The following is a 12,413-nucleotide window of genomic DNA, read 5'->3' as shown; positions in this document are numbered from 1 at the left end:
GATAGTTTATGAATACTTTGTAAAGATTGCTTGTACTATACTACTAAATAAGATAATAAAGGAGAGGAATACAAGTATTTTCAGTGAATACATCTATATGAAAAGGCAGGCTTTTTTTGTAAAGCCTACCTTTTTGTGTGCAATATGCAGTCGTTTATGTCATTGAATTTTTGTTCTTATATATGTGTATATAGGAATCTATGATGTTTTGACGCAGGGGAGGTACTTGAACTGCAACTTCAATATGCATAAATTGTTCAACATCAAATAAACCTGTGTCTGTCAGCTTTAAGGCAGGGATTACAGGCAGTGTTAGGAATGAAAGTGTTAGAAATGGATTAAAGTTACCTGTAAAACCAATCTGAGGTAATGTTTTTTTCAACATGCTCAGCTCTGCATTTACTGTATGAAAATCTTTTTCAGACATTAATCCGGCAATCGGCAATGGTAGAGACTGCAGGATTTCTCCGTTTTTTACAATCACAAGCCCTCCGTTGAACTTCTTAAGCGCCTTAATTGCAGTCAAAATGTCGCAGTCGTTAGTGCCTGCCGCAACAATGTTGTGAGAATCGTGCGCAATCGTTGTGGCAATTGCTCCTTCTTTTAGGCCAAATCCCTTTACAATGCCCTTCCCTATGTTACCTGTATGTTTATGTCGTTCTATGACTATTATTTTGAGTTGATCATCTTCCACAGAAGGACAAAAGTATCCCTCATTCACCTGTACGTTTTCAATGAGCTTGTGTGTTCTTAACTGGTTTGGAATGATACCGATTATATGAGCTTGCTTGGACTCTCCAATTGGAATTTGCAAGTCTTTTTCTGTAAGTTCGGGAATATGAACGGTTTCTGTCAGCTGCGGCAGTGGTTTATCCTTGGACAATTCTTCGCCGACGTACACACCGTTTTTTCCAACAAGTGTTCCGCCCTTAAACACCTCTGAAATTGTAACTGACTCCAGGTCATCAAGTAACAGGAAATCCGCTTCAAATCCCGGTGCGATGGCTCCTTTTGTATGCAAGCTATAGCACTCTGCCGCATTCAAGGAAGCCATTTGAATCGCAAGCAGCGGAGAGATGCCATATTGAATGGCTAAACGTACATTGTGATCAATACTACCTTCTTTGATTAAGTCATCCAAATGTTTATCATCTGTGCAAAACAGAAAGCGACGTGCATTATGAATCGTCACAGCTTGTATAAGAGAATGTAAATCCTTGGCGACAGAGCCTTCACGAATCAATACGTACATACCTCGTCTGATTCGATCTAACGTCTCAGAAGCTGTTGTACATTCATGATCGGTGGTAATGCCTACGGATTTATAGACATTTATAGCGTTTGTGTCAAGTCCGGCCAGATGACCATCAATTTGGTTTCTATGTGTTAATGTAGTTGTAATTTTATCAAGCATACTGTCCTCTGCGTGCAAGACAGACGGATAATCCATCACTTCAGCTAAACCATGAACGCGCTTGTGCTGGAAGAACGGTTCTAAATCAGCGGCATGTAGCTCTGCGCCTGCATTTTCAAAAGGAGTCGCAGGTACACAAGAAGGAAGCATAACACGTACATCCAGTGGAATGTCCTCTGCGTTTTCAAGCATGTATTGAATTCCTGCGGCGCCAGATACATTTGCGATTTCATGTGGGTCTGTAATTACAGTGGTCACCCCGTGCGGAAGAACGACCTTTGCGAACTCTGCGGGACTGATCATAGAAGATTCAATATGAACGTGACCATCAATGAAAGCCGGGCAAACATAGCGACCTTTTGCGTCGATAATTTGCTTGCCTTCAAATTCTCCAATGCCAACGAATATACCATCTGAAATTGCTACGTCGCCTTCCATAATCTCTAGGTTAAATACATCAATAATGCGTCCATTTTTAATTACAACATCTGCAGGTGTTTGCTTACCCGCCGCCATAATGTGTTTTTTTAATTGCTCTTTTCTTGTTGTCATTTTTCTCGTCTCCTTCATGCAAAATAAAAAACCTTAGGTACCTAAGGTTTGACATAGAGAAGGAGAAAAGAGGTGCTTCACCTACGAAAAAGGGTAGGGAAACCCAATCCTCCTCGTAGTCAAACCATTTACGGCGGTTTGGTAGAAACTTTTGGACCATATCTCCAATATTATACGAGTGGATTCTATATTGTTCGTAAATTGATTAGTTAACATTCTAGTTATTTGAGAGAATTGTGTCAAGATAGCAAACGTCTTTTTTATTCTCTTTTGCTTTCATGTCGACTGCCGATTCTATCAATTCGGTTTGTCCATATTCCCCCTGTATAGCCATCAGGCAAACGCTGTAAATCTGCTTTTGTGTCAAATCCCTCTGACCAATTTCCGTCTCCCGCCACAACAATGACGCGGGTGTTTGCTTCCTCCATACGTTGTAGAAACTTATTCGGCCATCCCCATAGATAAGAGGTGTATTTTTCCGGAATATGTAGTTGGGTGTTTTTACATGAAGAAGGAATCTTCCCAGTCCAGCCTATGGCCTCGTATGATAACAGGCAGCGCTTTAAGGTCGCTTTTGACATGACACGCAGTTCTGGTAGCTGCTCCTGTAATACTTCAATAGGCTTATCCCCACCGTAAACGGTCAATGTATTTAAGCGTTTTTCCGGTAAAGCAAATAAATATTGAGCCAATTGTATCCCCTCGGCCGGATCATCACTTTTGATGTGAATCAAAAACTCACGGTTAGGAAACTTAGTCAACACTTCGTCCAAAGAAGGCATGAGTCCCACGCCTTTTCCGCGAAACGGATGCGTTTTTCCGTTGTCAGCCGTGTAACCGTAGCCGATATCTAATTCCTTTAACTCATCCATTGTATAATCTGCCGGCAAGCCTGTAGCGTTTGTCCGGCAATCTAATGTCCAATCGTGAAACACTGCAAATTGTCCGTCTTTTGTTGGTCTAATATCAAGTTCTACGACGTCAGCCCCTGCACGAAAAGCCGCTTCCATTGATGGTATGGTATTTTCTAGATAAGGGTGCTCTGGTTGGAATATCCTTTCTGCTGTACAAGTGTCTCCTGTAATGCCCTCCATACTAAAGGTTTGTCCAAGTCCACGATGTGCAAGTAAAAGAGGTTCCCCACTTTGGTTTCTACTGAATATAGAACTATTATTAATAAGCATAAAGATAACTAACAAAGAAAAAACAAGTCCTGCTTTTTTAAGTTTCACTTTTATAACCTCCGTTATCATTGTAAGATTAAGAGTGTTTTTGTTTTATCATATCGTTTTTTCAAAATGACACAATGACGAAAAAGTGATAAATACATAATAAGTTTCTTAATTATATAAGTATGGATAGAAAAAACGACGACGTATGGTTGCGGTCTATGCGCAAGAGTAGACATCTTGCGAGGTGTTCTGACTCTTTTGCTTCGTTGCTATCTATATACCGGAAAATTATACGAACTTATATAGTGAGAAATGACAGGTTAGGAGCGTGCAAAATGGATACATCCTCTTTTTTAATGGTAGAACGCGGAGTTCCTTTTGCAGAAGGAAACATGTTTTCGTTAAAGCAGTCGTTACTGATACTAGGCAGAAGAGGAAGCGGATGGGAGCCTGATATTTCCTTTCAAAATGTGTTTATTTCAAGACGACATGCCGCAATTTATTATAAGAATGGAAGCTACTTTATCAAAGATTTAGAAAGCAAGCACGGAACCTTTTTAAATGACACACAGCTGCTTCCTAACAAAGGAATTATGCTAAAGCACAATGACAGAATTTCACTGGCAAGTGGTCAGATTATTCTTTCCTTCATGTCGCAAAACATAGATGAGACACTCGAGCTGGCACCTATTAAAATACATGAAGAAAACGGCTCTCAAGATTTAAGATTCAACGCAATCAAACAAGAGATTACTGTGCAAAATGAAACATATTCTTTTTCGGAGAAAGAGTACAAATGCTTAGAACTTTTACTGCAAAAGAAAGACCAATTTGTGTCTAAGGAAGAACTAAAGAAATGGGTATGGTCAGAGCGGATTCATATAGAAGGAAGCTCAGATGTAAGTCCAGAAGAGTTGAATGCATTGATGTACCGCATCCGCAAAAAAACGAGTGGTGTGTTAATGATTGAGAATATTAGAGGAAAAGGATATATTGTGTCTGTAAATATGTGAAGATAGGGACTGCGCGCTGCAGTCCTATTTTTATACAACGAATACATCTTGCAAATGTTTATGTAAGTCTCTCATATACTTATCAATATCTGGATTAGCAACAACATCGTGACAAGAAAAGGTTTTAAGAGATTCCATCCCTACGAATTCGTGTGCTTTATGTAAAGACAACAAGCTTTCCTCTAACGACTTACCTTCCATAAACTCGTTTACGTTTTCAAATACATGTTCAGGTGCATTCCATGTTGTTGAAAACATTACTTTTTTACCTTGCATTAAACCGCCTTTTCCATAAACATCTGAACCTGCAAAAAAGACACCATACGAATAAACGCGGTCTATGTATGTCTTGAGTAGACCTGGTACACTGAACCAGTAAATGGGTGTTTGATAAATAACTACATCTGCCCAAGTGAATTTTTTGTGTTCTTCCTCAATATCATAACCATTTTGAACAACGGTTGTTTGTATCTCATAAGTTCCTTTTAATGTTGCTACAATCTCATCAAAAATGGTTTTATTCAATTTCCCTGGTGCGAACTCATAATATTCATGCCCGTTGATGATTAATATGTTTTTCATTACACATTCTCCTTGTATGTAGTTGCTATCATATTTAATTTGTAGTAAAAAAGAGAAGTTATACTTATACACTTATAATGTATCTTGCTAACATACATTCGTATATACTATAATGGTAGTAATTTCAAGAAAGGAAAAGGTGCTCTCGAGACATGGATAACTAATTTTATTTCAGCTACGCATACGTTACAGTTTTATAACGAATGACATGTACGCCAGAGATAGGATTAGTCTGCCCATTTTTCGAATACCCTTCCTTTAACGGAGCTTTATTAGCCTTGCTATAGGCTTATTTGTGGTATTCTAAAATATAAAGCAGACCTCCTCTCTAGGATTAGAAGGAGGTTTTTTTATGTGCAACATGAAAATGACAGGATTAGAAAAATATATAGAAACGCGCTTATTATTCAAGCTTGCTGATACCATTACCGTAGAAAAGGGCGATCGTATTGGAATTGTCGGTGCGAACGGAGCCGGGAAATCAACACTCATGAGGGTGCTGGCTGGAGAAGAACAGCCGGATAAAGGAACAGTGGAACGAAGAGGCTCACTAGCTGTTATTCAGCAATTGCATGAAACTCTGCAAGACATCAGCCCAGAAATGCAAAAGCGCTGGGGTGTCCCGACTGGCAGTGCACAAATGAGCGGCGGCGAGCAAACGCGTCTCAAAATTGCGGCTGCTTTGGAAAAGCATGCAGATGTTTTATTAGCAGATGAACCGAGCAGCCATTTAGACCTTGCAGGAATTGAAGAGGTTGAAAAACAATTAAAAAGCTTTCCAGGAAGCGTATTACTGATATCTCATGACCGTTCTCTCTTGGATGCAGTTTGTACAAAGATTTTAGAGCTAGAGCATGGGGTATTAACCTTGTTCAAAGGCAACTATTCTGCCTATCTGGCACAAAAACAGCTTCTTGCTAAGCAGGCGCAGCAGGAGTTTGAGAACTATGAGCGAGAAAGAACTCATTTGGAGCGTGCTATCACTGCGAAGAAGGAACGAGCAAAAGGAAGTGCCTCTAAGCCTAAGAGATTAAGTCACAGCGAGTCAAAATTAGGAAAAGTAGCAGCTGGCAGTCGACAAGCAAAAATGGAGAAGACAGTGAAAGCGCTAGAATCACGTCTCAATCAATTAGAAAAGAAAGAAAAGCCGCGTGAACTAGATCACGTGAAGTTTGATATCCAAAATCACACACCTATGACAGGTAAGTATGCCATTTCCTTTACCCGTGTGACAAAATCTATTCCAGGCCGGATATTATATCAATCTTTTTCAGGTATTATTCCGCCGGGAGCGAAGGTCGCGCTCGTTGGAGGAAATGGTACAGGAAAATCAACACTACTCAATATGATTGTAAATGGGGAAGCAGGCATTTCGGTATCTGGTAGTGTGAAGATGGGTTACTTTCACCAAATGCTTGAGATTTTAAATCCTGATAAGAGTATTTTAGAAAATATTATGGAAGATACGAAGTATACGGAAACCTTTGCCCGAACGATATTAGCAAGGCTTTTGTTCAAACGAGAAGACGTATATAAGACAGTATCGGTCTTAAGCGGAGGAGAACGGGGCAAAGTCGCACTAACGAAGGTGCTGCTTGGCGATTATAATGTATTGCTTCTCGATGAACCGACGAACTATTTAGATATACAAACACGGGAAAACTTAGAAGAAGTTCTGCGAAACTACCCAGGTACAATCTTGTTTGCGACACACGACCGCAGCTTGATGAATAGAGTCTCCACGCATACGCTGGCGATTGAAAAAGGTGGTACAGTAGCATTTGTAGAAGGAAACTACAATGCATATCTAGCGAGCAAGGAAGCAACACACCAACCTGATGAAGAAACTAAGCTTATACTAGAGCGTGAGCTGAATGAAATTATCGGCAGACTGTCCATGCCAACCAAAAAAGATAATAAAGAAGAATTAGAAGCACGTTATCAAGCAGTGTTAAAGAGATTAAAAGCATAAGAAACAGGCGCTCCTAGCCCGGGAGCGCCTATTTTGTATCGCCAAAAAAGGAATTTAGCCAGTTTTATGAAAAAACTGGCGGGTTTGAGAGTTTATTTGGCGACTTGTACAGATAATCTGGCAACTTTTTAATATAATTTGGCGAGAATCCTTAATTTAGTGTCTTACACCCAAACCGATGAAGTGCCGCATTCACATCATCGATACTGTAAATCCCGCGTTCTAAGCAGAATAATAGAATTAAATCCGCAGTCTCGCTTTTTGATAAAGCATGTCCGGCCGCCTCCAGTAATGTATCAACTTCATTCCGATTCAGTTCAAGCGCTAGTGCTAGTGCAATAGCGGTATGCTTACGCGGGCGATAATTTGGATTAGATCTTATTTTGGAAAAGAGCTTGCGGTCGAGACCGGCCTTTTTATACACCTGTGCATCTCGCAGCTCCCGTTTATCAATATGTGCAAACAACAGCTGTGCAAAGGTTGGCTTGCGGCGTGTTTTAACAAAGCTCTCCAAATCTAGCTCCATAAGCTCCAGAGAATAAAGGGGTTCTGTACTGCAAAGCAAGCTTGATGTTTGTAGGTGAAGATCAATATAGAGTTGCAGTTCTAGAAGTGTCTTAGGATCCAGCATAGCTCCTCCTTACAAATGTCGCTTTAGAAGCGACCATAAGATATGTAGTAGTTGCTATTATCATATCATGATTGCTAGCTGAGGAGGATAATAGAGATGAACAGGAATTTAACAGAAATTGTGTTTTTGCTAGACCGGAGTGGTTCTATGTCGGGGCTAGAAAGTGACACGATTGGCGGTTTTAATGCGCTTATTCGTAAGCAAAATCAAATGGAAGGTGAAACAAAAGTTACTGTTGTGCTTTTTGACGATGAATATGAAGTGGTATGGGACGGTGTGGATGCCAAGGGGCTAACACTAACGGAAAAAGAATATCAAGTAAGAGGCTGTACAGCATTATTAGATGCAATCGGCAAAAGTATTATTGAGGTAGGTCGCCGCTTATCACAAACAAACGAGGCGCAGCGCCCTGGTAAAGTGATTTTTGCCATTACAACAGATGGAGAGGAAAATGCCAGCCAGGAATTCACGTATAAAAAGATAAAAGAAATGATTACGCACCAACAGGAAATATACAGCTGGGAGTTTTTATTTTTAGGCGCAAATATAGATGCGGCTCAAGAAGCAAAAAGTATTGGCATTCATGCGGAAAATGCATTTGAGTTCCGAGCATGTGAAAGCGGTGTGCAGGATATGTATGTAATGATGGAAAAAGAAATTGTAAAGCGAAGAATGGAACAAAAAGAAGACCTTATGTAGTCCGTCCATTTTTTAAGAACTGATCGCAACTGTACAATGTCAGTTCTTCTCTAAAGGGAATATTTGTTCTGTTTTTTGTTAATTTTTTTATAATAAATGCCATAGTATAGAAGTAACAACTTACGGAAGGGTTAGCAAAGGGTGATGATGAACTAATTTCTATGTAGAAAAAGTCGTAAAGGAAATACGAAATACTTTTCTGGATAGGATTAGTGCAGCCTTTTGAGAACAAAATGTATATAAAACATTTCTGTAGACGTGTTTTATCTCGTTTTGCCCTGAGAAAGCCTCCTGTCTAGAAAAAACAGGAGGCTTTGTTATGTCTGAAACAATGGAAGGTACAAAAGCTAGCTTTGGACAACTGTTTCAAAAATTTATAAGACGTGTAAACGGCATACTCAATCCTCTTTTCATGGGAACGATGGTGATTAGCATGTCTGCATCTGGCTGGCTAAAAACACATATGTCCATCGTATATATTTATGAAGTAGCCGCGGTCCTTCTAGCGCTTGGAATTTTGACGCTTGTACCGCTTATGAAGAAGAGAAGAAATGAGGCTACAGCAGAAGGAATGTAAGGAAGAGGCACAGCGAAAAGCTGTGCTTTTTCTATGTAGAATAACGTTCATCGCGTATGTATGATTTTACGAGATAGTTGCTCCTCTTAAGTCCTAATCTCACTAAATATCACAAATTCTACTTATCTAATTTCTGAATATTTAATTAAAAATCGCGGTTATTTATATTATAATAATATGAACTGGTTTTAAATTACATTTTGATGAGGGTGGGTATATATGCTACAAGAGTTAAAGAGGAATATTTCTTCCGTTTTTATTGGTAAAGAACATGTGGTAGATTTATTGCTCGTATCGTTGCTTGCTGATGGACATGTTTTACTTGAAGACGTACCAGGTACAGGAAAAACGTTGTTAGCGAAAACGTTGGCGAAAAGTATTGGGGGACAATTTTCAAGAATTCAGTTTACACCAGATGTTCTGCCTGGCGATGTGACAGGTATGGAGTATTTTAATCCAAAGCTTGGTGACTTTACGATGCGTCTTGGTCCTGTTGTTGCGAATGTCCTGCTTGCTGATGAAATTAACCGTGCGATGCCGCGGACGCAATCGAGTTTATTAGAAGCAATGGAAGAGCGTCAAGTGACGATTGAAGGACGAACAACGCCGCTGCCGCGACCGTTTTTTGTAATCGCAACCCAAAATCCAATCGAATCACAAGGAACATTTCCGCTTCCCGATGCGCAATTGGATCGCTTTTTAATGACAGTTCCAATCGGCTATCCAAATGCGCAAGAGGAGCTAGAAATCATTCGCCGCTTCCGCCAGCACCAGCCATTTGAAGCATTAGAAGCAGTTATAGACACATCTGTTATTTGCACACTACAAGAACAGGTAAAGACCGTACATATGACCCCCGTAGTCGAGGAGTATTTAATTCGCTTAGCGCAAGCAACACGTCAGCATGAATACATCGAAGTAGGAATTAGTCCGCGCGGAACCCTGGCGCTGATGCGAGCGGCCCAGGCATTTGCTTTTTTACAAGGTCGTACATATTGTACGCCGCAAGACATGCAGACAATGTTGCCTTATGTATGGAGTCATCGCTTAGTATTATCAATGGAAGGAACGCTTCGGGTTACAAAACAAGAAGCATTAAACAATATCGTAACAAGTGTAGACGTTCCTGTGGAGATAGAAGGGCGATGAGAGGACAGCGCTTGGAGATTGTTCCTTTGCTGCTTCAGGATCATATTATTAAACTGACTATTCCAATTGCGTTTGTTTGTGTGTTCTTTTTTGGATACACGCCGCTGTCTTTTTTATTGATTGCGTACTACTTATTAGCAGCATTTGTGCACCACTATGTTAGACATATGGAGCATCATATAATTGTTCATGACAGTGCGCGAACCATGCGTCTATTTCCAAATGAATCAGGTGTAATTAGCGTTGTCATAGAAAACCGTGCTAAGCTGCCGCTTGTGAACGGTTCGTGCATGTTTCGAACGGATGCCAAACTACAATCTGAAACAAGTGCCCATCATGTATCCGAAAACATGATTTCCTTTCCTTTCGTGCTAGATGCACATGCACGTCAGCAATGGGATTTTACGTTTACAGCAGTAAAACGAGGAGCCTATCACATAAAACGTTTAGAGTGCATCGTCAGTGATCCATTTCACCTGACGCACATCCACCTGCCAACCATACATAAACTGAAAACAGAAATTCTTGTGTACCCAGCATTGCAAACAGTAAATGGTTTGCAGCAGCTTCATCAAGAAACATCCGGTACTTATAAGACAACGTTGTCCTATTATCGTGACGAAGCAGAATTGCTAGGCATAAAGCCGTATGAACGAGAGTCGTTTCGCTCTATTCACTGGAAGGCCTCTGCAAAAACGCAACAACTACAGGCAAAAGTATATCAGCCTGTACGCAATTTGTCTTGGAGCATTTGTTTATGCTTAGCTTCAAGCCGTGCGGTAGGCTGGAAAGCAAACATGGAAGAGTTGATTTCTTATACAGCTTATATATGCAAATACGCAGCTGAGAAGAAAATTCCCTTTGAACTATTCATAAGTGTGATGACAGAAAAAGGGCCGGTTCATATCTCTATGAAGGAAGGGATTCCAAATGTAGTACTGGCTTTAGAAGACTTAGCTCGCCTTTCGCAAGAGCATGTCTTGATTCAAGGAAATCGCTTTGTTCACTACTATATGAGCAAACGCGAACCGTCTGCGACTCTTATTTTTGTAGGAGTAAACAAGGAACACATACCTGCTACTCATGCACCAATGTATATTGTTTCCGATAAAGGAGTGGTGGAGCATGTTACCAACCTATCTGCGCTACGCGGCTAATGCTATTTTACTTATCCTGCTTAGTCTACAGCTACGTCTACCTATTGCAGAGGTATTACTGTTTCTAACACTAAGCAGTGTTTTGTACATACTAGTCGCAAGGTTTAAACGTTTATTTGTCGTTGTATGTATGATGCAATTCGCAACGGCTGTATATGTTTTCCCTATTATAGACGGAGCTTTGCTTGTATGTGCTTATTTAGTTCTCGTTCTAAAACAGGATAAAACACCAAAAGAAATGCTCTTGTATACGGCAGGCATTCCTGTAATCGCTACCTTTTTGCATATGGAGATTGCATCTATAGAGTCGTGGCTGTTACTCCTTTTACAAGGGATTTTAACCCTTGTATGGACGAGTCATAATCATAAGCAAAGTATGGCTCGACTGCTCATTATAGTGGGAGTTTCTGTAATCTCTTTCGGCTTACTCTTGCTCCTTCCCTATATTCGGTTTGTACTTGCACATATTATGGGTTTACTGGCATATGGGGCGGGGGAGATATTAAAGCCTTTGTTTGAGTGGTTACAATTAAACGCGGGCAGTGAGGTAGAAGAAGCTGCTGAAAAGATGAAAGCAGGAACGCCAAAATGGGCAGAAGGTGTTACGCAGACAAACACTTCTGTCACCGACTGGATTTATATTTTAGCAGTGGTAGTGATGTTATCAGTAATTAGTTATATCTGTATTCGCCTGATGAGAAAAAAGCAATGGCATAGCGTGCAGCTAGAAACGGCAATGGCCGCTGACTCCTTTGTACATATGCCTAATAAGCGTGTTCCTATCAAAGCACCTGCATCGCCTATTCGGAAACAAATCTTTACGCTTGAAAAAGAACTTCGAGAACCGTTCGGGCGCAAGCGCGGCGAAACCTTAGAAAGCTGGCTAACGCGCTTAGAAAAAGAAGAACTTATAGGAAATAAACACCTGCTGCTTATAGCCTATAACACAGCTCGTTATCATGATAAGCACGACGTGACGCTAGTAAAGCCACTACAACAAGAAATAAAGCAAATATTGAAGCGGCAGCGCGAAAAGCGCATTTGACGGACTTGATTGCTTCACTGCCAAACGGCTATGACACGCAAATCGGTGAGAGGGGATTAAAGCTCTCTGGCGGTCAAAAACAGCGCTTGGCAATTGCACGCATGTTTTTGAAAAACCCGCCAATTTTAACTTCCCTCCGAAAGAAGTCTCCTACTTCTAAACGTGAAGGTGCGCCAGCACCAGTGAAAGTGGGAGATGAATTTCGGTTAGGCGTAGCCTAAAGTTGTCTCTTTTTTTGTACTATGATATAATCAGTCTTATATAAAAGAAAGGCTGTTATATCAATGGAATTAGACAATAATAATCATTCAGTGTTCTTGTTGTATTATCGTCTCGTTCTGGTCGTAAAATATCGCAGAAAAGTGATTGACGATGCCATATCTGACTACGCGAAAGATATGTTTGTACGATTAGGTGAAAATTACAATATTTCCTTAGTCGAATGGAATC

General features: G+C 40.4%; 12 protein-coding genes, 1 pseudogene and 1 riboswitch. Of the genes and pseudogenes, 9 read left to right on the top strand and 4 right to left on the bottom strand.

Annotated elements, in window-relative coordinates:
- Positions 1-154 precede the first annotated feature (154 nt).
- Positions 155-1,966: an adenine deaminase gene (gene ade, locus EEJ45_RS11800; protein ID WP_124565023.1), complete on the bottom strand. Its 1,812-nt coding sequence runs from the start codon at positions 1,964-1,966 to the stop codon at positions 155-157.
- Positions 1,967-2,062: 96 nt separating this feature from the next.
- Positions 2,063-2,164, bottom strand: a riboswitch (purine riboswitch).
- Positions 2,165-2,226: 62 nt separating this feature from the next.
- On the bottom strand, positions 2,227-3,219 hold the full coding sequence (locus tag EEJ45_RS11795; protein WP_124565022.1) for a glycerophosphodiester phosphodiesterase family protein: 993 nt from the start codon (positions 3,217-3,219) through the stop codon (positions 2,227-2,229).
- A 254-nt stretch (positions 3,220-3,473) separates the two neighbouring features.
- Between EEJ45_RS11795 and EEJ45_RS11790 the strand changes: the two genes are divergently transcribed.
- Complete coding sequence (locus EEJ45_RS11790; RefSeq protein ID WP_124565021.1) at positions 3,474-4,151, top strand: FHA domain-containing protein; 678 nt, start codon at positions 3,474-3,476, stop codon at positions 4,149-4,151.
- Positions 4,152-4,181: 30 nt separating this feature from the next.
- Here the strand turns inward: EEJ45_RS11790 and EEJ45_RS11785 are convergent, their stop codons facing one another.
- Entirely contained in the window at positions 4,182-4,733 is a 552-nt protein-coding gene (locus EEJ45_RS11785; RefSeq protein WP_124565020.1) for an NAD(P)H-dependent oxidoreductase, read from the bottom strand.
- 352 nt (positions 4,734-5,085) lie between these two features.
- On the opposite strand from EEJ45_RS11785, the gene abc-f reads away from it, so the two are divergent.
- On the top strand, positions 5,086-6,705 hold the full coding sequence (gene abc-f / locus EEJ45_RS11780) for a ribosomal protection-like ABC-F family protein (RefSeq protein WP_124565019.1): 1,620 nt from the start codon (positions 5,086-5,088) through the stop codon (positions 6,703-6,705).
- A gap of 151 nt (positions 6,706-6,856) precedes the next feature.
- Here the strand turns inward: abc-f and EEJ45_RS11775 are convergent, their stop codons facing one another.
- The gene (locus EEJ45_RS11775) at positions 6,857-7,336 is read right to left on the bottom strand and encodes a hypothetical protein (protein WP_124565018.1); all 480 of its coding nucleotides are present in this window, start codon (positions 7,334-7,336) and stop codon (positions 6,857-6,859) included.
- A gap of 96 nt (positions 7,337-7,432) precedes the next feature.
- Between EEJ45_RS11775 and EEJ45_RS11770 the strand changes: the two genes are divergently transcribed.
- From EEJ45_RS11770 to EEJ45_RS11740, 7 genes and pseudogenes are all read left to right on the top strand, one after another.
- Positions 7,433-8,035 carry a vWA domain-containing protein gene (locus EEJ45_RS11770; RefSeq protein WP_124565017.1) on the top strand — a complete coding sequence of 201 codons (603 nt, stop codon included), beginning with the start codon at positions 7,433-7,435 and terminating at the stop codon, positions 8,033-8,035.
- A gap of 319 nt (positions 8,036-8,354) precedes the next feature.
- A complete protein-coding gene (locus EEJ45_RS11765) occupies positions 8,355-8,612 on the top strand; it encodes a hypothetical protein (RefSeq protein ID WP_124565016.1) in 258 nt (85 codons plus the stop codon).
- Positions 8,613-8,831: 219 nt separating this feature from the next.
- Positions 8,832-9,761 (top strand): AAA family ATPase, encoded by a 930-nt coding sequence (locus EEJ45_RS11760; protein ID WP_124565015.1) that lies wholly within the window; start codon positions 8,832-8,834, stop codon positions 9,759-9,761.
- An 11-nt stretch (positions 9,762-9,772) separates the two neighbouring features.
- On the top strand, positions 9,773-10,918 hold the full coding sequence (locus EEJ45_RS11755; protein ID WP_164464269.1) for a DUF58 domain-containing protein: 1,146 nt from the start codon (positions 9,773-9,775) through the stop codon (positions 10,916-10,918).
- Positions 10,845-11,963 (top strand): DUF4018 domain-containing protein, encoded by a 1,119-nt coding sequence (locus EEJ45_RS11750; RefSeq protein ID WP_342769360.1) that lies wholly within the window; start codon positions 10,845-10,847, stop codon positions 11,961-11,963. The genes EEJ45_RS11755 and EEJ45_RS11750 overlap by 74 nt, the downstream gene beginning before the upstream one ends.
- Positions 11,933-12,091, top strand: a pseudogene (locus EEJ45_RS11745) (ATP-binding cassette domain-containing protein); the annotation flags it as partial. The gene EEJ45_RS11750 and the pseudogene EEJ45_RS11745, both read left to right, overlap by 31 nt.
- Positions 12,092-12,247: 156 nt before the next feature.
- The coding region (locus tag EEJ45_RS11740; protein ID WP_187695356.1) for a transposase at positions 12,248-12,413 on the top strand (166 nt) is incomplete at its 3' end.

This window comes from Ectobacillus antri (assembly GCF_003852715.1).
Taxonomy (GTDB): domain Bacteria; phylum Bacillota; class Bacilli; order Bacillales; family Bacillaceae_G; genus Ectobacillus; species Ectobacillus antri.
This window is presented reverse-complemented; position numbering and strand designations above follow the sequence as displayed.

What these genes read in the sequence shown, in the direction of transcription:
- ade (WP_124565023.1), bottom strand. Translation starts at nt 1,966, where the DNA reads ATGACAACAAGAAAAGAGCAATTAAAAAAACACATTATGGCGGCGGGT.
- EEJ45_RS11770 (WP_124565017.1), top strand. Translation starts at nt 7,433, where the DNA reads ATGAACAGGAATTTAACAGAAATTGTGTTTTTGCTAGACCGGAGTGGT.
- EEJ45_RS11790 (WP_124565021.1), top strand. Translation starts at nt 3,474, where the DNA reads ATGGATACATCCTCTTTTTTAATGGTAGAACGCGGAGTTCCTTTTGCA.
- EEJ45_RS11795 (WP_124565022.1), bottom strand. Translation starts at nt 3,219, where the DNA reads ATGATAACGGAGGTTATAAAAGTGAAACTTAAAAAAGCAGGACTTGTT.
- abc-f (WP_124565019.1), top strand. Translation starts at nt 5,086, where the DNA reads ATGTGCAACATGAAAATGACAGGATTAGAAAAATATATAGAAACGCGC.
- EEJ45_RS11775 (WP_124565018.1), bottom strand. Translation starts at nt 7,336, where the DNA reads ATGCTGGATCCTAAGACACTTCTAGAACTGCAACTCTATATTGATCTT.
- EEJ45_RS11750 (WP_342769360.1), top strand. Translation starts at nt 10,845, where the DNA reads ATGCACCAATGTATATTGTTTCCGATAAAGGAGTGGTGGAGCATGTTA.
- EEJ45_RS11785 (WP_124565020.1), bottom strand. Translation starts at nt 4,733, where the DNA reads ATGAAAAACATATTAATCATCAACGGGCATGAATATTATGAGTTCGCA.
- EEJ45_RS11760 (WP_124565015.1), top strand. Translation starts at nt 8,832, where the DNA reads ATGCTACAAGAGTTAAAGAGGAATATTTCTTCCGTTTTTATTGGTAAA.
- EEJ45_RS11765 (WP_124565016.1), top strand. Translation starts at nt 8,355, where the DNA reads ATGTCTGAAACAATGGAAGGTACAAAAGCTAGCTTTGGACAACTGTTT.